Here is a 22,049-nt window from a genome sequence, read left to right as displayed (position 1 = left end):
CTATTTTTAGAAATTGGATCTCAGTATTTAAACTTAACGACTTTGTCAGTATCGACACTTTCATCAAGTAAACGTTGAGTAAAAGTATCAGCATCTATCGCCCGAGAAAAAAAGAACCCTTGAGCTAAATCAACTTTTAAGTTAGTGAAGAAATCTAACTGATTGTGAGTCTCAACGCCCTCAACAACAACCCGCTTCTCCAAATTGAGAGCAATATCGATTAGCGCCTCTACAATCGCACAGACATTTCGATCTTCTGAAACCAGCTGAACGAGTTTCTTGTCTATTTTGAGAACATCAAAGGGAAAATCCTCAATAACCGACAAGGATGGCATATTAAGTCCAAAGTTATCCAGGGCAATTGAAACTCCTAAAGCCTGAAGTTTTCTTAAAGTCGCATAAAAATCTGTAGATGTCAGACTGACTAACTCTTCGGAAATTTCTAGCTGCAAATACTTTCCTGAAAGCTCTCTTTCATCCAATCCTTTCTTGATTTGATTGAAAAAACTTTCATCCTGCAACGTATGCACGAGAACATTAATAGAAACCACCGGAGGTTCACTCATCCTTTTTCGCCACATATCAAGCTGCATAAATACAGTTTCCAGTACCCAATTATCGAACTTGTTGATGAATCCAGACTCTTCCAGAAAGGGTACAAAATCCATTGGTGGAATAACACCAAAATCAGGATGTTTCCAACGAGCAAGAGCCTCTGCTGCAACGGTTTTTTCTGCTCCAATAGTTACTATTGGCTGGTACTCGAGAAAAAGCTGCTGATTTTTTAATGCTTTTTTAAACTCACGCTTCACTAGCAATTGAGCCCTGTCATGGGTCTGTATCTCTTCAGAATAAAACTTAATTTTTTCTTCTGACTGCTCATCGATACTTTCCATTGCTGCCTGTGCATTAATTAAAATTCGCTTTCCGGAAATGGTTAAATGCTTTTCATGACAAAGGCCGATTTTTACTCTGATATCAATTTTTTCAAATTGAGTTTGTAGTGGTAGCTCTAGTGTATTCTTGATTCGTCTGGCAACTAGTAATGCAGTCTTTTTATCTGCAACATGCTCAACTAAAACACAGAATTTATCTTCGCGAATCCAGCCAATCAAATCTATTGCTCGAATTGACACTTGCAACCTTTCTGCAAAGGACTCCAGGAATGATTTCTTTTTACTCGCTCCGCCTTTGGAAATAATTTGCTCATAATCCTCTACGCAAATTGCAACAACAGAAACTCGAAGTTGATAACGCCGAGCTCGAGCAAGTGCACGCTCGAGTTCATTGAGGAAGTAGTTGTATTCCACAATACCAGTATTGTGATTGACAATAATGTCTTTTAGCTCTTTATAATCATCGCTTGTCTGTGCAGTTGACTCAACACTTCGTATTTTGCTCAAGTCATAACGTCTTCTGGTAATAGCGAAAAGTATCGCTCTTTTTAAAACCTGAGCAGAGCATTCTGATTTGGTAATGAAATCTACAGCTCCTAAAGAGAGACTTTTAGACGCTAATTTAGGATCTTCATGCGCTGTAAGAATCAAAACAGGACACTCAAGCGGCTTATCTTTTTGAAACTCAACCAAAATTTCATTTGCGTCCATATCTGGAAGCTCATAGTCCAATAATATGCAGTCAAATTGATTATTCTGATATTGAGTCAGCGCTTCTTTACCAGTGGAGGTGCAAGTTATTGATTTGGCTATATTAGCCGCTTTTAGTAGCTCTTGAATCACCGTCATCATCGTAAGATTATCTTCTACGATAAGTATTGTGAACTGCTCGCTCGAAGTATAATTAATCATAGATCTACTTTTCGGTATATTTGAAAACGGTTTGAATGTCTTTCCTATCTTTCCATGCAAAAAGGTAGAAACACGCGAGCCGTAAATCAACTCGATATTTTGGAAATTTGCAGAACATAACTTATCTCATATTAAGATTTCCCAGCCAAACGAATCAATTGACTAAAACTCTTTATCTTCTGCACTATTTTTAGATTAGACGCTAATCCTGCACAGACACATTTCTTTTTGAGATATTTACGCATTTTTCAGTGTGCCTTTGAGTTCAAGACAACAAAGTCGCAATAAATCTGAGCTTGATTTGACAGATGGAAATTTGCGTTTTCGAGTTTATAAACCATACTAAATTAATCAACCTACATGCTCCTTTCTATGGTTAGAGAAATTCAATGGAAGCGAATACAATAAATAGCTTAAAAGCACAGTTAAGCGATCTGCGTCAGGAAAATCTAACACTGCAAAGAGAGTTGGCAGTTAAAAATGTTATTTCGGAAATATCACAATTTCAGGGAAGAGAAGACAAGCTTGAAAATATCTATAAACGAATATTCACTTTGCTTACTGAAATAATTCATATTGAAAATTTTTACATTTGCTTGAAAGTTGATGGTCTTCTGGATATTCCTTTTATTATCGATGAGTCCTCAGAATTTACAAAAGAGCAGCTGAATGAATCCACCAATCCAGACTTGAAGCATAGCCTTGTAGCATATGCGCTTAAACAAAAGCGCTCACTCATCCTGGCGAAAGAAGATGTCCTTGAATTAGTTCAGAATGAAAAGGTCAAATGTTTGGGGAATGTTCCCTGTCAATGGGTATTCCTTCCTTTTCATGCAGTTAATCTCCATGGAGGGATAGTTGCCCAACAATATGATAGAGAAGGCAGATTTTCCTACAGTGATATGTCGATGCTGGCCTATGTCACTATGCATGTTGGAAACTTTCTCTCAGCCTATCACTCAAAGGCAAAGATTAAACAACAATACGAAGAACTTAAATCAGCCCAAAGCCAACTTGTACATTCTGAAAAGATGGCGTCAATTGGGCAGCTAGCTGCCGGAGTTGCCCATGAAATTAATAATCCTCTGGGATATGTCAACAGTAACCTGAATACATTGAAAGACTATGTCATGGAATTGGGCCAGTTTATCGATGAGCTATTAAATCAGGTCGGAGATATCTGCAATAAACAGGAAAGTTGCTCACAAATACCGGAAGTCATCAGTAACCTCAAGAATGAATACGAAGTTGAATTTATTCTCTCTGACACCCAGGAACTGGTTTCTGAGAGCATTTTTGGAATGGAAAAAGTAAAGAAGATAATACAGAGCTTGAAGAACTTCACTCATGCTGGTGAAGAGCAAATGAAGAAAAGTGACATAAATGCCTGTATTGAAGAGACGGTGCGTATTGTCTGGAATGAATTGAAGTACCACTGCAAAGTTAAAAAAGAACTGGGTGAGCTGCCAGAAACTTACTGTCACCCTAGTCAGTTAAACCAGGTTTTTATGAATCTTCTTATCAATGCAGGGCACGCAATCAAAGAAAAAGGTGAGATATCCATTAAGACTTATAAAGTTGACGACTTTATCTGTATAAAAATTCAGGATAATGGTACTGGTATTGATGAAAAGCACTTGAACCAGCTATTCAATCCGTTTTTTACAACCAAACCTGTCGGCCAGGGTACCGGGCTTGGTCTCTCTATATCCTACGGCATCATCGAAAATCATAAGGGAAAAATAGTGGTCGAAAGTGAAGTGGGAGTCGGTACCTGCTTTACCATCCATCTGCCAATAGTGAGCTCTCTCGAAGAAGCTGAAGAGGAAGCAGACTTAAACTCGGGAGATTAGTGATGATAGCGAGTGACAATTCTGAACTGTTTTTTGATCTGGTTACCCTTGAAAAGAACTCTTTCCCCAAGAAATGCGTCACTTGCGGTGAAATCTACAATACAGTCGATGAGTTTATTTCCAGGACTGTCGATGTTCATGGAAAAAGTGGACTAAAATCATCAGAAGATGATGATGGAGAGGTCGTTCTGGAACTATTCCGTAACTGTGTGTGCGGCTCGACCCTTCTCGATTTTTTCGAAAATCGTCGCGATACATCTGAACAAGGATTAAAAAGGCGTAACGCTTTTGACAGGGTAATGCACGACTTAGTCAGTAAAGGCCTCGAGGAGGAGGTGGCCAGAAAAGAGCTTAAATACTATATGAAGCACGGAACAAGCAAGATACTTGAACAATTTGGAGTTTTTAAAAAACGGATAAAAAAGCGCTCTGAAAGCTAAATTAGAATTTCTCAGAATAATAACCTAGACTTTAGCGTGAACAGTGTAAAAGTGCCCTGGGTACAACTGGTGCGTCAAAACTTTAGACTTGGTAGTGAGACTCAGTAAATGAACGAAAAACTACAAGAACAACCCAATATTCTATGCGTTGATGATGAGCGCAATATTCTTGTTTCATTAAAACGACTTTTCCGAAAGGATGGCTACAACATACATCTTGCCGAAAGCGGACAAGAAGGTCTCAACATACTTGAAGAGACAAAAATTGACCTTATCATTTCCGATATGCGCATGCCCAATATGGATGGCGCAGAGTTTTTAAGCCATGCGAAAGAAAAGCACCCCAAAATTCCGAGCATCTTACTTACCGGTTTCTCCGACCAGCAATCAACAATCAGAGCGATCAATGACGGCAGGATTAGTGCCTACGTCAGCAAGCCCTGGGAAGATAACGATATCAAACTGAAAGTCAGCTCGTTACTTAAAATTAGCCATCTGGAAAAGGAAAAGGAACGATTACTTGTTCTGACACATCAGCAAAATAAGCAGTTAAGGGACTGGAACAAGAAGCTTGAAGAGAAGGTAGAAGCCAGAGTTCGTGAGTTAAGAGAGACCGAGTGCCTGCTTGATAATGCTTACAAAGAGCTATCTGAAAGCTATGATGCCGTTATTCACCTTTTATATCATGCAATTTGTGCTCGCGAGAACATTTTTAGCCGTAAGTATCCGGAATTGCCAAAGCTAGCAGAGCAACTGGCCGAAGCTGCGGAGCTTAGTGACTATATGGTTAAGCAGATATACTATTCAGCACTTCTATTTGAGCTTGGCAAATTGGCTCTGCCGGAAAAACTTCTCACTACTCCAGTCAAAATGATGAGCGTCGATGAATACAAACAATATATGAACTATCCGCAAATCGGGGCAACAGTATTGTCCGACATAAGCAGCTTTAATGACACTGCACGAATTATTGAGCATCACTGTGAATACTACAATGGTTCAGGAGAACCTGAAGGACAAAAGGGTACTGATATCTCTATTGGTAGCCGAATTATGGCGATAATCAAGGATTACTTCCTGCTAAGGGCAGGAAAATATGACGGTATTGATTACACCACTGAAGATGCCCGCTATTTTATTGAACAAAACAAAGGAAAACTTTATGACAAGAGCTTAGTAGAGCGATTTATAGAGCTTTCGAAAAAGCAACAGGAAGAAGAAGAAGTTTCAGAAGAACATATGCTCTCAGGTCATAGCCTTGAGGAAGGTATGGTACTTAGCAGAGATTGTACTAATAAGAATGGATTACTATTATTGAAAAAAGACACGCTCCTTAACGAGATGATGATCGATAAAATCCTTATGTTTGAAAAAATTTACAATTCACCGTTAAGGGTCTATGTAAAAAAGAGTGAGGAGTAGGACTTTTACAGCAAGACTCTTATCGAGACTTGGTGAAAAATCAGTTGTGGTTCACACTAATCAAGATCTTGTGCGCCTAACACACGTATTACTTCATCGACAGAAATAAGCCCCTCTGCGACTTTAAGTTTTGCATCTTCCAAAAGAGAAAGTAAACCATTTTCATGAGCCAGACTCGCGATCTCAATAATATTCTTCTGCTTGGAAATTGCCTGACGTATATCCTCACTAAAAATAAGCAACTCATAAATCCCTATTCTTCCTTTCAGACCGCTTCCCTGACAGTGCTCACATCCAGTTGCGTCGAAAATTTTATCCAAACCATCAAAAAAAGATTTGCCTAAAAGTTTGATTTGTTTTTTCTCTGGGCTCACTCGAATTTTGCACTTTTGGCAGAGTTTTCTTACTAATCTTTGCGCGACAATGGCTTCAATTGCCGAAGCAATGACATATGGACGCATATTAAAATCAAACAGTCTGGCTATTGTCGCTATTGCGGAATTTGTATGGAGCGTTGAATAAACAACATGTCCTGTCAACGCGGCCTGAAACGCAATATCAGCGGTTTCTGCATCTCTTATTTCGCCCAGTAAAATGGTGTCGGGATCTTGCCTTAAAACAGCTCGTAGTACCGAAGTGAAATTCAGATTAATCTTTTCCTTAACCATTACCTGAACAGCTCTATCCATATAGTACTCTACAGGATCCTCAATGGTGATATAGTTCTTCTCAGAATTTGCGTTACTTTGAAGCAATGAATACAGGGTAGTAGTTTTCCCGCTACCCGTTGGTCCGGTTGTTAATATAATTCCCTGAGGCTTTGTACTAATCAATTCCAGTTTATCAAGCTGTTCTTTTGTAAACCCGAGATCAGGCAGAGGTAACATACTGGAGTTTCTATCCAGTAGGCGCATTACAATTTTTTCACCATTGATCGTAGGAAGTGTAGATAGTCGCAGATCAACAATTTTTAGTGGAGACTTAACTGTAATCCTTCCATCCTGTGGCCTACGTCTTTCGGTTATATCAAGCTCCGCCATGATTTTTATACGGGAAACCAATGGCATATGTAAACTAAGAGGTACATGAATCTTATCAAACAAAACCCCATCAATTCTTAGACGAACAATCACATATTTTGATGTGGGCTGAATATGAATATCACTCGCATTTAATCGGATAGCTTCCATAATCAGCGCATTGGCTAACTTGATCGCGGGAGGTTCAGAAGTCCCTTCTAATAATTCAACAAGCTCAATATCTTCTTCTTCCTCAATAATAATTTCTATCGTATCCGAAGCTTCGTCCTGAGAAATCAAAGAATCATAATTTTCTAGCTGGCTTCCTTCGCTAAAGACTTCCTTGATTTTTTTTTCAATATCATCACAATTGGCCATCACTATATTGAAATCCAGTCCACTACTGAACTTTAGACTTTCAATAACACCATCATCTAGAGGATCAGCCATTACAAGCGTGACTACTTTTTTCTGTTGTTTAATAGGTAATATCAACTGTTTTCGACAAAATGATGCGGGAATCAAGCTGACTACCGCAGGATCTATTTTGAATTCGTTGAGAAGCACTTCATCAATAAAGAACTGTTGCTTGATAACTTGGCGAACTTTACTCTCTTTTACCCACCCCTTATCTAACAGGAGCTTTATAGGGATTTGACGAGTAGCAATTGAAAGTTTGACCAGCTGCTGAACTTGAACATCGGAAATAAGATTTTTTTTGTTCAATACAAATAATAATTGGGTTCGATTATTCGTCATCAATCGAGTTAATCGCGACAAATCCTTTTGATGTTTCTTATTATCAGCTTCAAGCTTCGCATTTTTTTTCTGCAGCTCATACTGTTCCAAAGCAAGAGCAACTGTCACCCTAAGATCATCATTATTACAGGGTTTTAGAATAAACTTGTAGACAGCACCATCTTTGATTGCAGCCATCACAGCAGAGGTATCTGCATGCCCAGTCAACATTATCCTTACCGTTTCTGGACTTATCCTTTTAACTTCTCTTAAAAAATCGGCACCATTCATTTTCGGCATTTTAAAATCAGAAATCACCAAATGAAACCTTTGGTTTTGTATTAGTTTTAACGCTTCTATAGGTTCTTCAGATAGAGTGATAGCATAATTTTCACGTCGAAAGCACCGCTGCAAAGATTTCAACATCGCCGGCTCATCATCAACCAGCAAAACACAATACTGTTCCGGTAAAAAATTTGCTTTATTGTCTTCTTTCTTTTCCTTTTTTTTGCCGGTAAAGAGGGAGTCGTAATTTTCCATTTTGTGAACACCTGATACTAAGACAAAGCTATTTATAGGCAATTGCACGGAAAGCGTAAAGTAACCAGTGTTCCCATCCCTGGTTTACTTTTGACTTCAATACTTCCATTGTGAGCAGTGACAATATCCTTACAGACAGTCAGTCCCAAACCAGTACCACCACCAACATCTCGAGTAGTGTAGAATGGTGTAAATATCTGCCTAATGACCTCTTCACTCATACCACAACCATTATCACTGATGGAAACTTCCAGCTGTTTTTCTTTCATTTTGCTTGAGATTTTAATTCTAGGTTCAGCAGCACTCCTTTCAGTCACAGAAAATGCTTGTGATGCATTTTGTAATAAGTTGAGCAATAACTGGTTAATATGAGCAGGTTTTCCAATTATCTTTTCAACTGGATGCAGGTCGGTCACCAACTCAATGGAACCTCCTATCGAAGTTTTAAATATTCTGGAGACCAACTGTATGGTCTCATTCAGATCTAACTTCTGCTCTTCGGCTTGCTCTACATTTGAAAACGCTTTTAAATCAGAAACGATTGATGCTATCCGTTTTGCTCCATTTTTCGACTCATTTAGCAAATCAAAAAAATCTTGTAAAACAAATTCCAAATCTTCGGCATCCTTTTGTTTAACATTATCGTAATTTTTAGAAAGCACTTTTTCTTTGATTTCATCGAGATAATCAAAAGCAGCGCTCAAATTACTCTGAATAAATCCTACTGGAGTATTGATCTCATGAGCCATTCCGGCAGCAAGATGTCCAACAGATGCAAACTTTTCTGCTTCATAAAGTTGTCTTTGTGATTCTTCAATAAGTTTGACCTGATCATTAACTCTCATTTCAAGATTTTCAGATAACTCTTTGTAACGAAGTTCTGACTCAGCTAGCTCTCGATTTTTCTGTTTTAACTCTTCGAAATCACTTTGTGAAACCTGTAAATGAAGACTAGATGCCATTTGGTAACGCCAGTTAATTTGTAATATTTCTACTATGAATTCAGCAGCACCTTTTGCCAGTATCTCTTTAGATCTATCAACGACAAGATGGCCAACAGGCTCCAACTCTACAACCAGCTCAATTTGAACAGAATCAAGCTCAGTTAAATCGCCCTGCCTCAGGATTTCCTCTTTGTTCAGGTTAACGACAGAAAAGCTTTCAAACCCCAAGCCTCTTAGCGCTGAACAGACCTTGTTTCGACTGTTCGCACCGAACAAACTATCAAGCGTATAATCCTGCTCAAAATCGTTGGCTAGCATTTAATGTTTCCAGATATAATATGCTCGACAAATTGCTCTTTGCCCAAACCATGTCGACTAAAACCCTGCGAGTCAGAGTCGATAAATTCGTATACCTTATGAAGTAGTAGTATCAAAGACTCGACGACTCCTTCCTGATTGAGGGCACTTGCATAAGTTAACGGCCAAGGACAGTTTTCCCAACGTTTTTCGAGTTCCTCTTTGGTAGTAATTTCATTTAGGTCTCGCTTGTTGAATTGTATTATCAGAGGAATTCTATCTATATCAATACCAACGAGCTTTGCATTTTGGATAAGATTATTGAAAGACTCTGCGTTATTTTCCGATTGTGTTATCTGTGAGTCTGCTACAAAAATAATCCCGTCACATCGAGATAAGACGGCTTTTCGAGTACTATTGTGTACGACTTGACCTGGCACTGTGTAGATTTTAAGTTTGATTAATGTCCCATCAGGGCTTCTGATCCCAAGAGGAAGCAAATCAAAAAATAGTGTTCTATCGTTTTTCGTTTCCAGTATCTGCATGTCCCCTTTTAGCTCTGGCTGAAGGAGGTCGTGTAACGACACTACATTAGTCGTTTTTCCGCTTAGAGCTGGACCGTAGTAAACCAGTTTTATCGTTAGTACTTTTTTATCACTGTTCCAATCGGCCATAATATTCTAGCACTCGCAACTATTTGGGATGATACCCATAACTTCTTGCTTATAGCAGATAGAAACTAAAGGCTGAAAGTAGTACTCACTAAGAGTCGACTACTCTTTCATTGTTATCATTGCTCCCATTCAAATAGCGTGTCTCAAATCCTTGCATTACTATTTTTGATATTTTCTCTCTGAGATTAAACAACAATCATCTTAATATCTTTACATGTTGAATAAAGTATAGTTTGATATTTTTGGATTTACAGGAAATTTAGCTGCTCAAAACGGATAGCTACTTTCAATGTGAAATATCCGAAACACCTTACCAGGGTTCTCAATTTGAAATATCAAGCTATAAACTATTCGGCTTAGCAACAAGGATAAAAGTAACTAAAAAACTGAAAAAATAGTCCATATTGGTTTAGGCTCTACAACAACAGGCAAAGTATCGACTGAGCAATTTGAAGTCGTTGCTGTAGATTTTTTGCATCGAAAGAAGAGCGTATAGAGAAAGTGCGAATTTCAATGGAGACCTGAAGATTCGCACTGATAAAGCGACCGCATCAATTTAGCGGCGAATATTTTACATTAGATACCATCGGCCGGATTTAGTGTACGTTCAGCCAAATCATTTGCTGATTTTTGCTTCCAAACAGTCAGATATTCTGCAAATTTATTAGCGACACTGACTTTATTCTTTTCGTACCATTGAAGTGATTTTTCGGAATTTTCGACCAGGTCAGTCCCGGTAAGCCATCCTTTGAAGTCTTTAGAGTTCAGATTATACTGTGATTCGTTGTCATTCCTGATAGGCCACATCGAGAATCGAGCTTTCCAAAAGCCCATACGTGGGGTAACAATACTATAGTAAGTTTTTCCCGCAGCCAGTTCTGCTTCCATAAAATCTGCCGCTTCGGAAACCACCATAAACCGATGTTTGCCAGGGCTCACTGAATAGGCAATCTTGGTATCATTCGCAATAATGCCAATAAATTTAATATCACCATTGGTTACATCGTATAAGGATGCATTGATCGCCCCTCCGACAAATGAAGATCTCATGAATACTACCTGAGCTTTCCCCAATTCAGCAATTTCAATCTTTTGTCCTTTTCTCACTAACATCGGGTTTGATGCACAACCGGTAAGCACAATTAAAAGCAGTACCGGCAAGAATTTTACAAATTTCATGAGTATTTCCTTTTTTGTTTACGTTTTTATTTATTTAATCCGTCACTTTTTTAAAAATCAATGAAGTGTTAATCCCACCAAATGCAAAATTGTTACTCATAACAAAATCGCAATTTATCTCTCGACCATTCCCAGTAATATAGTCAAGCGAACCACACTCTGGATCAACAGAGTGAAGGTTGGCTGTCGGTGAAAACCAGCCGTCATGCATCATCTCAATGCTGAGCCAGGCTTCAATTGCCCCGCATGCCCCCAAAGTATGACCAAAGTAGCTCTTTAATGAACTGATAGGTACTGCTCGATTGAACACGTCATAAGTTGCGCATGTTTCAGCTACATCTCCTCGATCTGTCGCAGTACCATGAGCACTAACGTAGCCTATTTCATCCCCCGATAAGTTGGCGTCATCTAAAGCCTGTCTCATAGCAATCGACATGGTTTCTTTTTGTGGCTGTGTGACATGAGCACCATCGGAATTACAACCAAACCCCACAACTTCTGCCAATATTTTAGCTCCACGTTGTTTGGCAAATTCGTAATCTTCAAGAATTAATGTTCCAGCCCCCTCTCCTATAACCAACCCATCTCGACCAATATCGAAGGGGCGCGGTGTCAGCTCTGGTGTATCATTTTTTGTGGATGTGGCGAATAAAGAATCAAATACGCCAGCTTGTGTAATACACAATTCTTCGGCTCCGCCTGCGATCATTATTTTTTGTCGCCCATATTTAATCGCTTCGTAGGCATAGCCAATTCCCTGGCTACCTGACGTGCAAGCACTACTCGTAGGAATAATCCGACCACGACAGCCAAAGAAAACCCCCATATTGACAGGTGCAGTATGACTCATCATTTCTACATATGAAGTAGAGGTGAATCCGGTCATACTGCCTGTTTGCATCATATTACTAAACACTTTTATTGGCGCGGTACTTCCGGAAGAAGAACCGTAAGCGATACCGGTGGTACCATCGGTTAAAAACTTGGACTCAAGCAAGCCAGATTGCAACAAAGCTTGTTGTGTAGAACAAGTTGCAAGTAATGAGACTCGTCCCATACTCCGTATTTTTTTACGCGGGAATTTGGGAAACTCATAATTTTCTACCGGAGCTGCCAAACGGGTTCGCAAATCATCACTGATATCCCATTCATTCATATACCTGACAGCATTGTTTCCCTTCTGAAGCAAAGATTTAATCGTCTGCCAGTCACTTCCAAATGCAGTAATCCCACTCATTCCAGTCACTACAACACGAGCGGTCATGCCATACCTCCATTGACAGAAATTACCTGACGAGTAATGTATCCCGCATTATCAGAAAATAGATAAGCAACAAGGCTGGCGACTTCTTCTACTTTTCCTACCCGCTTGGCAGGGATCATTTTCATCGCTTCTTTTAACACCATTTCATCAACCATTTCAGTATCAATCATTCCAGGCGCAACGCAATTCACAGTAATTTTTCGCTTCGCTAGTTCAACCGCTAGTGCTTTAGTCGCGCCGATTAATCCCGCCTTGGAAGCACTGTAATTCACCTGGCCACGGTTGCCTGCCACTCCTGAGACTGAAGACATAGCAACTATTCGCCCGCCTTTTCTCGCCTGAATCATCGGCATAACAAGCGGATGAACAACATTGTAGAAACCATCCAGATTGGTATGTAAAACGGTATCCCAGTCTTCACCACTGATCGATGGAAACGCATTATCTCGAGTTACCCCTGCATTACAAACGACACCATAGTATGCGCCGAAGGTTTCAATATCACTCTGAATAACTTGAGCAGCAGCCTTTCTGTCACTGATATCGAACTGAACCACTCGGGCTTCCTGGCCGAGCGACAGAATTTCCTGCATCACATTCTGTGCCAGGTCGAGTCCGCTTCGACAATGAACAACAATATTAAATCCATCTTTCGCCAACGCAAGCGCTACAGCCTTTCCAATCCCCCGGCTCGAACCGGTCACAAGAACCCATCTCCCCATTTATCTTACTCTCTTATTTTTTCTCATTTCGTTAACACGATTGATTATTCTTAACTTCACTCTGAACGTCTTATCTAAGCCTGGGTACAAACCATTTCTGTCAAGAAGATAAAGTTGCAAATGATATACTACAAAAAATATTAAAATCTGTTTAGCCTTATCCCATGGGACACTACATTATCCTGCCAATACCTGACTAACATCATCAGTTTCAAATACATTGAGTTTGGCATTGGCGTATTCGTTTATTCCATCAGCAACTTTACACTGAAAAGACGCCAGACCAGAGTCATCCATATAAAGTTGTTCTACCAGAATTTTGAAGGTTTTTTCCGACTCCAGCACAGGACGATTAATGCCAAACTTTCTGCTGCCCAATAGAAAGCCAAGTTTAACGCTCTCACCAAGTGCCAGCGCTTTACATCCTGCAAGCGCCGCTATCGCTTGAGCCATATACTCGATTGCTACCCAGGTCGGAACTCCACCACTCGCCTCATCCCAAAAGCGCACGTGCTGGTGAATATCAATTTCCGCAACTAAACTATCTGTCTCGATATTAACAATTCGATCAATTAAAACCATCGGTTGAGAGTGAGGAATCAAGTTCTCAATCGGGTGTTCTTGTACCACTCTCTCTAGATCTGCTTTAGTCGCACTTTTACTCATGACAACTTCCTAAGATAACACTGACATTATTTCCACCAAAAGCAAAGGAATTACTCATCACTTTAGATAGCATCTTCTTGCTTTCGCTTGATTCGCAAAGGGCAACAGGACTCAGTTCAGGATCATAGCAGCCATCGAAGATGTGTGGCGCAACCTTTTTGTCCTCTCGATGGGCTAGGAGAGTCCAGCAAATTGCAGCTTCAATCGCACCGGCAGCCCCTAATGCATGGCCGGTAAGCGGCTTGGTTGAACTTACCTGCAAACTTTCTCCAAACAGCAGGTGTACAGCACGACTTTCCATTTGATCATTCAACCTGGTTCCGGTTCCATGTAAATTTAGATAGTCAACTTCCTCAGCTTCCAGCCCTGAATCCTCCAGCGCCCTACGCATAGCCAAGCACGCACCTTTACCGTCAGGCTCAGGAGCAGACATATGATAGGCATCTGAAGATTCACCAACACCTAAAAGTTCAACAGGGCTTTGAGCCCGGCTCATGACAAAAAATGCCGCGCCTTCACCAATATTGATGCCGTTTCGATTTCGACTAAACGGAATAGTTCGCTCGCTGCTCGTAGCCTCCAGAGACTCAAAACCACTTAAAGTCAACTCACATATTGAATCAGCACCACCAACAATAACTGCGTCACAAAGCCCTCTTTCAATTAGTGTTCTAGCAGAAGCGAATACTTTTCCACTCGAAGAGCAAGCAGTAGAAACCACATATGATGGTCCAGTAGCTCCGGTAAACTCAGCGACAAATTCAGCTAGAGAACCCAACTCCTGCTTTTTATAATGATAACTTTCTGGAAATTTCTGTGACTGATTGTAAGCATTGAGCGCCTGTTCAGCTTCCGCTATCCCAGATGTACTCGTACCAACGACTACTCCTAGCCTATGCGCAGAATAACATTTTTTATGCTCGTCAATTTCAGTCTGAATTTGCGCAAGCGCAGCTGCAGCCAGTTGATTGTTACGACAATCAAGCTCAGATAAAGAGGAATCAATGGACGGCAGTTCAGAGCAAACCTGACCGACAAAAAAATGAGAATGCCGTAATGGGGATTTAATCACCCTCATCCCTTTTGACTGACCGTCAATCAGATTCTGATAGACTTCAGACTCATCACAGCCCAACGCACAGACAATACCGGGACGACTCAAATATACTTTCGGGCGTTTATTCATTGCTACTCTCGATGGATTCTTTCTCCAGGTTCTTAATCATCAGTCGATATTTTCGCTGATAATGTATGACTTCAAGTTTTTTCGAGACCTCCATTTTTTCCATAGGCTCTATTTTCTGGGCATCTCGCGTATCAGCCAAATAATTCACTGTAAACAAGTGTTTGTTATTCTGATAAAGTTCACGCGCACCACTTTTGCTATCGACACTAAATAAACAATTTTCCTTGCTAACACAAATTTGCTCATCAAAATGTTTAAGTAAAACCTTCGATGGCCACAAAGATATCTGGATATCGGCCAACAAATATTGTGGTTTTATTTTATCCAATATTGCAGCCAAGCCCTCACTTATTATTTTTGAGCCATCATATTCAATAGCGAAAAGACGAGTCCCGCTTAATGTCAATCCGGCAACCGTCATTTTTTCTGGGCTAATCTCTATTCTAAATAACAATTGCTCACCGCTATCCTTCTCATAATTAACCTTAGCCAATTGGGTTAAAGCAACAGAGTCACCGAAGGAATGAGGTGCTAATAGCGGAAAATTGATACCTTTGGCGATCTCAACGCGACGTTGCGTACTTAGCTGAGACGCACACGAGAGAAACAGTAAACTACAGCAAATAAGCGTCATTCTCGGTATAAAGTAAGTAAATAGTTTACTCATTTTGAAATATCACCTTTTACAGAAGATCCTTTTTCGCTTTGTAAAAAGCGAAAACTAATCGACGCCAAAATATAAGCACTACAAATACCAAACAGCATAGTCACCCCAAATCCTTGAATCGCGGGTGTTTCGCTTAAGGACAACAAGCCAAATGATAATAAGGTTGTCAAAGCAGCCAATAATACGGCTGTTGATGTTTCTTTATCCTCATCACCACTTTCCATAAGAAAAACACCGTAATCGACACCGACCCCCAAAACTAGAAATAACGCCAATACATTAAATAGGCTCACCGAATAACCGAATACAAGCAAAGTGGTTATAGCTATCGAAATAGCACAAACTGGCGAGGCGATGACGATAAGTGCATTTCGTAATCCTCTGCGAATACTTAAGGTAAATAATATCACGCCGATAGCAAGCAGGAGTAAAAGCAATGACTGCTTTTTGTATTCACTAAATATTCGAGAAACGCTATCGACCTTATCAACAAATAGAATATCCGCGTTTAAATCTTTCATCTCGGACAGATTGCTTATTGAAGACAAACTAACAATGGTGACAAATTCATCATCAATTTTTCCAAGCCACTGCTCACTGATTGCAGAAGCACCCAAATCCTGTAAGGAACTTTCAATATCAACCCTGCCTGGGATTTGCTGGATAAATGATTCTGTTAATGCCTTGCTCTCAATTCTTGTCATTAGCTCCATATCGACTACGACATTTAATGCATCACTATCCATCAATTGCGAATACAGCTCGATATTTCGTTGTTTTCTTTTTCGACTGGGAAGGTATTGTCCTAATGAAAGGTAACCGCCGATGATGCCTTCACTTTTCCATAGCTCAAGCTGTTGCTGAAGAATTTCAAGACTTTCCAGCAATAGCTCCTGACTCCTGCCTTTGACGATAAAAAACTGATTCACTTCACCTAAGGCAACTACATCCTTTATTTTATTCTGCTCACCTGCCAGCTCTTGATTTTTATTTTGAAACTGTCGAATATCCTCCACTTCAGGCATAGCTTTCCAAAGTGAGAAGCCTGCATAAATAGGAAATATAAGACAGCCGAAAAAAAGAAGTTTGGCTTTTTCGGCTCGAAAAACACTAGCCAGGGCATTTACTTGAGTTAACACCGTCGGCGTTAACCTGGCATTCATTGGTAAACAGGGAATTAATAATACGACGGTCACATAGGAAGCAATTAAGCCGGAAGTACAAAATACCGCCATCTGCTTTAATCCCGGAAAAGGAGCGGTCCCTAGTGCAAGATAGCCGATCACACTGGAAGCCAGTCCTAGTGTTATCGCAACGAATATTCGCTCTATTCTTTCTTTTCGATTTACGCTCGATGAGCATAGGTAGTGAAATGCATAGTCGACCGATACCCCGATTAAACTTGCCCCAAAAATAAGCGTAATCAAGTGAATTTCATTAAAAATAGTATGTACGACGGCAAAGCCACTGGCTACCCCTACACTGATGGTCAATAATATCGATATCAAAGGGGTTAAACTTCTGAAAGCCCAAAGAATCAATAAAAAGATTCCCGCTATCGAGCCAACGCCAATTGTTGAGACTTCTCTTTCACCACTTTCAAACCCGTGGGCAGCGAAAAACATTGCACCAGTACGATAGAGCTTAATCCTTGAACTGTCCCATTGTTTTTCAAAAGTACTAATCTCTTTAAGCAAAGCTTTTTGAACAGAACGAGAAAACGGGCTTTCCTTAAGCTTTGCTCTGACAACGTAATAACGATGTTCCTTATCCGCCAAAAAAATGAGCTCGTTGTCTTGCTGAAAATTTCGTTCGCTCAGCTTTAACTCTTTTGCATAGCGATAGCTGAATAGTAAGGGGTCTTTCGGTAATAAACGGATAACTTCTCCGCTAAAAGGAGAGTAAAGCTGCTGCTGAACTAAATCAGAAAAAGAATGATAGTCTCCGTTTTTAATCTTTGATGCATCACCTTCGGTCATCAAATAAAAACGATTATCAAATATAAACTTTGCAATAGAACGCCTTTCCTTTTCCGAAATTCCGGAATATGCCGATTCAACGTACTGATTTTTTTTTAGGATCTCAATTAACTCTTGCACGGCAAACGATACATTGTCGTCAGCTTGCGAAGTTTCAGTCTCGACGAGAAAGAAAAGTTGCTTACCTTTTTCTTCCGAGAACTGGGTAAAGGCTTTATCAACAATAGGATTGTATTGCTTCGACGGAAGCAATTTTAAAATATTACTTTCGATCCTTGGCCCATCCTGAATAATAAAAATCAGGGCGAGAACTAGTAAAGAAAATAGTCCAGTCCAGATATAAAGCCGTTTATCAAGCCCCATTCTAATTATCCAGGTATCTATCTAAAAGGCTAGAGGTACTACTTGAGAACTTTGTAAGATGAATAGTTGTCAGATCACCTCTTGCTTCTTCAATAACAACTGTTTCAACTGACAATTGTCCAGACACTTTGATATTTGAAAAAAGAGCTTTTAATTCACTATTCTTTGGAATGAGTTCAAGTGAATATTTACTAGCTTTGCACGAAACTGTTGAATGAAAATCAATTTTTAGTCGAGAAAAATCACCGGAAAGCAAAGATAAAAAAGTGTTGGATAAATTTTTAACAATTGAAGCGCCAGGCAAATCAACTGACTTATCCAGCGAATCAAACTGTTTGACTCTTTCCCGAGTAAGAACAAGAGTAGTTTTGATCGGTTTTTGCGTTTGCCAAACAAGTTCTCCTGTGTCTGTTTGTAACAACTCACCTTGAGAAATCAGTGGTTTCGACAAAAACTTGATTTGCTTCTCCTGAGTAAACTGAAAAAGGCTGGACTCTTTGGAATTCTGTATCATCAGATCTTCAATGTCGCATGAGTCAGCTGCCAAATAGTTCGACAGTAAAGATAAGAAGATAAATACCAGTAGGCTACGCACAGTTCACTCCTAATCTCTCTTTTAATACCGAAGGTGAAACCAACTGCATTTCCATTGTTTCCAAATCAACGGCCACTTGCATGGTATAGCCTTTAGTCAGGCGTTTTCCACTTTCAGGACAGTAAATGAGATACTCAATTTTTAATCGATTCTCAACTTCTGTGATGGTTGCACGACACTTTACAACCTGTCCAAAGCTAGCATAATTCACATATTTCAACCGCATATCTATAATTGGCCACATATATCCAGAATCCCTCATTTGCACATAGTCATAGTCGTACTTTTCTAATAGCGCGCAACGCGCTTTTTCAAAATATTTGACGTAGTTCCCATGCCATACCACATTCATGGGATCGAGATCATAAAATGGAACTTTAATTTCGATTTCTGTAGTTAAATGAGACAAGGCTTTTTTATCTATCTGCATAAGTCGTCCATTCTCTGGCTTGAATCTTGTCAACAAATTTTCTCAAATCATTGTCCAGTCTACGATCTTCAGTTAACAATTCAAAATTAGCGAAAACTTCGTCATAGGTCTTTGACACTTCATCTGACAAAGTTGTTCGGCACAATTCATTTTGCGACATTCTCAAGTGCAGTCCCTGAACACTAGCCATTAAACTGGCCGCTGCGACTTGTTCGGTCAACTCCAAGACTCTTAAACAATCACGTGCAGCAATAGTTCCCATACTAACTTTATCCTGGTTGTGGCACTCCGTTGAGCGTGAAAAAACGCTAGCAGGCATAGTCAGCTTTAACGCTTCAGCAGTCCATGCACTGACCCCGATTTGAACCGCTTTAAACCCATGGTTTAGAGGCTTACGTTCATTTATAGCTCCGGATAAATTGTTGGGTAATCCATTGTTAAATTTACTATCCATTAACAATGCCATCTGTCGATCCATCAAGTCAGCGAGATTGGCGACACAATTTTTCATAGAATCCATAACAAAAGCAATATGACCGCCATAAAAATGTCCACCGTGTAATACATGCTCGCCTAAACCATCAATAATCGGGTTATCATTGGCGCTATTGAGTTCGTTCTCAATCATTTCACGCATAAATGGCAAAGCATCTCTTAACACACCAATAATATGCGGTGCACAACGGATTGAGTAGCGATCCTGAAGTCTCGATGAATTCCGAGGATGATGTTCATGATGTAAATCATTTCTTATCCACTCGGCAACTTGATTTTGTCCTTTGTGCGGCTTAACGCTAAACAAAATATCATCAAAGTGATTGCTATTTCCTTTAAGCGCAAGTGAACAAAGCGCAGTGATTCTTGCACAGAGTCTCGATAGGTACTCTGCTCTCTGGAATGCAATACAGGCAAGCGCAGTCATGACGGCAGTGCCATTCATAATAGCCAATCCTTCTTTAGGCTTTAAAGTAATCGGTCGAACGCCTATTTTTGCTAAAGCCTCATTTGCGGGAATCATTTCATCTTTATAGTAAACTTCTCTCTCTCCGATCAAAGCTGCTGCGACATAGGATAAGGGCGTTAAATCGCCACTGGCACCAACCGAGCCTTCCTGCGGTATAACAGGAGAAACGCCACTGTTGATCAATATTTTAAGCTGCTCCAGCAACTCCCAACGAACGCCAGACATCCCTTTACTTAGCGAAGCGAGTCTCGCAGCCATAATTGCTCTAGATTGGGAAACACTAAAAAAATCTCCTAAACCACAGCCATGAAAGCGAGTTAAGTGAAGAGGTAGCTCTTCGACTATATCTAGAGGAACATTAACGGTACATGAATCGCCATATCCTGTAGTTACGCCATAAATGACGCCATCTTCCTTTAAAAGTTTTTCGAGGAACTCGGAACCCGCATCGACTTTATTGCGATACTCAGCGGAATCGTTTAACGCTACTTTCGCCTGATTTTCCGCGATCAAATTAACTTCTTCGATAGATAATTTATTGTCGCCAAATATAACATTACCGGACTTCATATTTGATTGAACTTCATTCATTGCATTTTACTCATTCGTATTCATCTTCGGTCTGATAACATTTTCGGGGTTATCAGCTTGCCAAAAATTAAAAAAATTAAACCATTGCTCTGGCGCCTTGATACAATAATGTTCAAGACGTTCTGCATATCGCTCAATTGTCTGTGCTAGCTTTTCGTCTCTAAAGCGCCTTGGAAACTTCAAACTATCGGCAAAATGCTCGAGATAGATATGATATTTACCGGATTGCTTTAGGCAAAACATCAAATACACAGGACAATCAAGCAACCCAGCAAGGATATAGGGACCTTCTGCAAACGGCGCCTTATGCCCCAAAAACCTGGCATATCTGACCCTTCCGTATGTTGAGGTAGACGTACGATCGCCAACGATAATAACAACCTCTCCTGCTGAAACTTTTTCTTCCAGCAATATAGCAGTTTCCGCCCCCATGGTCTGAGCCTGAATAATATTGACACTAACCTTTTCGTTAGCTTGATTTAAAACTGAATTAAACTTTGTTGCATGTTGATTAAATACTACTGCATTGATTTTAATTTCTTCAGCAGTTTCACCAATGGCTCTACAAACTTCGAGATTACCCAAATGAGAACCAATAAAAACAGCCCCCTTTCCTGAAGTTGCGATTTTTTCGATCAAGTATCTGCTTTCAAATTCGATAGAGTCTTGTTTTATATCGCCCAACCAGCAGGCTATTTTATCAATAGCCGCACAACCAAAAGCATAAACATGACGATATATAATTTTGATGCCTATTTTTTTATTGATGCCCTGGTACTGATAAAAATTATTCCAGAATTGTCTGGAAGCACCTCTGACTCTTGGCGATGTCAGAACAAAATAAGTAATGATTGGATGCAGTAACAAATAAAACGCTCGTTTCCCCAAAATCCTGTAAGTGTTGACCAAAAATTTAATTCCCCATACTGCGCCTTTTTCCGATTTTAAGGACCAATGTTGCTCAGCCTTAGTATTTTTCTCTAAAGACATTTTTTTGAAAAATTTTCTTTTAAGTAATTGCGGCAATCGCAACAGCATTCCAAAAAACAATCGAGTATGCATTTTGGTAATCAACCAGTTGTCGTTCAATAAATTGAAATGAGAGATACCATCTTCTGGATAAATGACACGCGTAGGTTTAAATACTATCGGAACCTGTCGCCAATAACTCCTAACCAGTATTTCAGTGTCGAAGTCCATTCTTTTACCGAGGTACTCAGATTCGATTAAGTCAAATGCAGGTTTTACCGGATAAAGGCGGAAGCCACACATTGAATCGATAATGCTAAAGCTCAATGTTTCCACCCAAACCCAAAAATGAGTAATATATCTTGGAATGAGTCTGCCCAATGGAACACTACTGTCATAGACAGGATGACCACATATTATTGCGTCAGGGTGAGCTCTCGAACATTCGACAAAAGATTCAATATCTTCAAGGTTATGCTGGCCATCTGCATCTACCTGAAACGCGTGTGAATATCCGCGGTGAAAAGCATGGCGGATACCTTCAGTCACAGCGCCGCCCTTTCCCTGATTTTCTTCAAGAGCCACTAAATCGACATTCTCTATTTCGCTAGCCAGTTGTTGAAGAATTCGGCTGTTTTCATCGTCGCTTCCGTCATTAACAACGATAATCGGCAGTCCGAGCGATTGCATTTTCTTTACGACAGAAGAAAACAATCGAGCGTGATTGTATACTGGCACT

18 protein-coding genes are annotated in these 22,049 nt (G+C 40.0%); 3 read left to right on the top strand and 15 right to left on the bottom strand.

All coding sequences use genetic code 11. From position 1 onward, the window contains the following. Window positions 1-20 precede the first annotated feature (20 nt). A complete protein-coding gene (locus IYN84_RS12025) occupies window positions 21-1,808 on the bottom strand; it encodes an EAL domain-containing protein (protein WP_196139457.1) in 1,788 nt (595 codons plus the stop codon). Window positions 1,809-2,197: 389 nt separating this feature from the next. On the opposite strand from IYN84_RS12025, the gene IYN84_RS21570 reads away from it, so the two are divergent. From IYN84_RS21570 to IYN84_RS12010, 3 genes are all read left to right on the top strand, one after another. After that, window positions 2,198-3,661: a sensor histidine kinase gene (locus IYN84_RS21570; protein WP_196139456.1), complete on the top strand. Its 1,464-nt coding sequence runs from the start codon at window positions 2,198-2,200 to the stop codon at window positions 3,659-3,661. A 2-nt stretch (window positions 3,662-3,663) separates the two neighbouring features. Then, the gene (locus tag IYN84_RS12015) at window positions 3,664-4,101 is read left to right on the top strand and encodes an oxidoreductase (protein ID WP_196139455.1); all 438 of its coding nucleotides are present in this window, start codon (window positions 3,664-3,666) and stop codon (window positions 4,099-4,101) included. Window positions 4,102-4,209: 108 nt separating this feature from the next. Continuing rightward, window positions 4,210-5,523 carry an HD domain-containing phosphohydrolase gene (locus IYN84_RS12010; protein ID WP_196139454.1) on the top strand — a complete coding sequence of 438 codons (1,314 nt, stop codon included), beginning with the start codon at window positions 4,210-4,212 and terminating at the stop codon, window positions 5,521-5,523. Between the two features lie 56 nt (window positions 5,524-5,579). Here IYN84_RS12010 and IYN84_RS12005 read toward each other — a convergent pair whose 3' ends face one another. The 14 genes from IYN84_RS12005 to IYN84_RS11940 form a co-directional block, all read right to left on the bottom strand. Next, window positions 5,580-7,820, bottom strand: a complete 2,241-nt coding sequence (locus IYN84_RS12005; RefSeq protein ID WP_196139453.1) for an ATPase, T2SS/T4P/T4SS family — start codon at window positions 7,818-7,820, stop codon at window positions 5,580-5,582. Window positions 7,821-7,852: 32 nt separating this feature from the next. Beyond that, a complete protein-coding gene (locus tag IYN84_RS12000) occupies window positions 7,853-9,082 on the bottom strand; it encodes a sensor histidine kinase (RefSeq protein WP_196139452.1) in 1,230 nt (409 codons plus the stop codon). Further along, window positions 9,076-9,735 carry an ATP/GTP-binding protein gene (locus IYN84_RS11995; RefSeq protein ID WP_196139451.1) on the bottom strand — a complete coding sequence of 220 codons (660 nt, stop codon included), beginning with the start codon at window positions 9,733-9,735 and terminating at the stop codon, window positions 9,076-9,078. The genes IYN84_RS12000 and IYN84_RS11995 overlap by 7 nt, the downstream gene beginning before the upstream one ends. A 576-nt stretch (window positions 9,736-10,311) precedes the next feature. Then, window positions 10,312-10,914 (bottom strand): hypothetical protein, encoded by a 603-nt coding sequence (locus tag IYN84_RS11990; protein WP_196139450.1) that lies wholly within the window; start codon window positions 10,912-10,914, stop codon window positions 10,312-10,314. Between the two features lie 34 nt (window positions 10,915-10,948). Then, a complete protein-coding gene (locus tag IYN84_RS11985) occupies window positions 10,949-12,178 on the bottom strand; it encodes a beta-ketoacyl-ACP synthase (protein ID WP_196139449.1) in 1,230 nt (409 codons plus the stop codon). After that, the gene (locus IYN84_RS11980; protein WP_196139448.1) at window positions 12,175-12,900 is read right to left on the bottom strand and encodes a 3-ketoacyl-ACP reductase FabG2; all 726 of its coding nucleotides are present in this window, start codon (window positions 12,898-12,900) and stop codon (window positions 12,175-12,177) included. The genes IYN84_RS11985 and IYN84_RS11980 overlap by 4 nt, the downstream gene beginning before the upstream one ends. Before the next feature lie 177 nt (window positions 12,901-13,077). Further along, window positions 13,078-13,566 carry a 3-hydroxyacyl-ACP dehydratase gene (locus IYN84_RS11975; RefSeq protein WP_196139447.1) on the bottom strand — a complete coding sequence of 163 codons (489 nt, stop codon included), beginning with the start codon at window positions 13,564-13,566 and terminating at the stop codon, window positions 13,078-13,080. Continuing rightward, complete coding sequence (locus IYN84_RS11970; protein ID WP_196139446.1) at window positions 13,559-14,752, bottom strand: beta-ketoacyl-ACP synthase; 1,194 nt, start codon at window positions 14,750-14,752, stop codon at window positions 13,559-13,561. Before IYN84_RS11970 ends, IYN84_RS11975 begins: the two co-directional genes overlap by 8 nt. Next, a complete protein-coding gene (locus IYN84_RS11965; protein ID WP_196139445.1) occupies window positions 14,745-15,419 on the bottom strand; it encodes a DUF3261 domain-containing protein in 675 nt (224 codons plus the stop codon). Before IYN84_RS11965 ends, IYN84_RS11970 begins: the two co-directional genes overlap by 8 nt. Then, the gene (locus tag IYN84_RS11960) at window positions 15,416-17,761 is read right to left on the bottom strand and encodes an MMPL family transporter (protein WP_196139444.1); all 2,346 of its coding nucleotides are present in this window, start codon (window positions 17,759-17,761) and stop codon (window positions 15,416-15,418) included. Before IYN84_RS11960 ends, IYN84_RS11965 begins: the two co-directional genes overlap by 4 nt. 1 nt (window position 17,762) lies before the next feature. Continuing rightward, window positions 17,763-18,356, bottom strand: coding sequence for an outer membrane lipoprotein carrier protein LolA (locus IYN84_RS11955; protein ID WP_196139443.1), 594 nt, complete (start codon window positions 18,354-18,356; stop codon window positions 17,763-17,765). Then, window positions 18,349-18,786 carry a thioesterase family protein gene (locus tag IYN84_RS11950; RefSeq protein ID WP_196139662.1) on the bottom strand — a complete coding sequence of 146 codons (438 nt, stop codon included), beginning with the start codon at window positions 18,784-18,786 and terminating at the stop codon, window positions 18,349-18,351. The genes IYN84_RS11955 and IYN84_RS11950 overlap by 8 nt, the downstream gene beginning before the upstream one ends. Further along, entirely contained in the window at window positions 18,773-20,341 is a 1,569-nt protein-coding gene (hutH, locus tag IYN84_RS11945) for a histidine ammonia-lyase (protein ID WP_196139442.1), read from the bottom strand. The genes IYN84_RS11950 and hutH overlap by 14 nt, the downstream gene beginning before the upstream one ends. A gap of 6 nt (window positions 20,342-20,347) precedes the next feature. Next, window positions 20,348-22,048, bottom strand: coding sequence for a glycosyltransferase (locus tag IYN84_RS11940; RefSeq protein ID WP_371734879.1), 1,701 nt, complete (start codon window positions 22,046-22,048; stop codon window positions 20,348-20,350). Between the last annotated feature and the right edge of the window lies 1 nt (window position 22,049).

The organism is Aliikangiella sp. G2MR2-5 (assembly GCF_015687155.1).
GTDB lineage: Bacteria > Pseudomonadota > Gammaproteobacteria > Enterobacterales > Kangiellaceae > Aliikangiella.
Note: the sequence above shows the minus strand (reverse complement) of the source record. Positions and strands in the feature narration are given on the sequence as shown.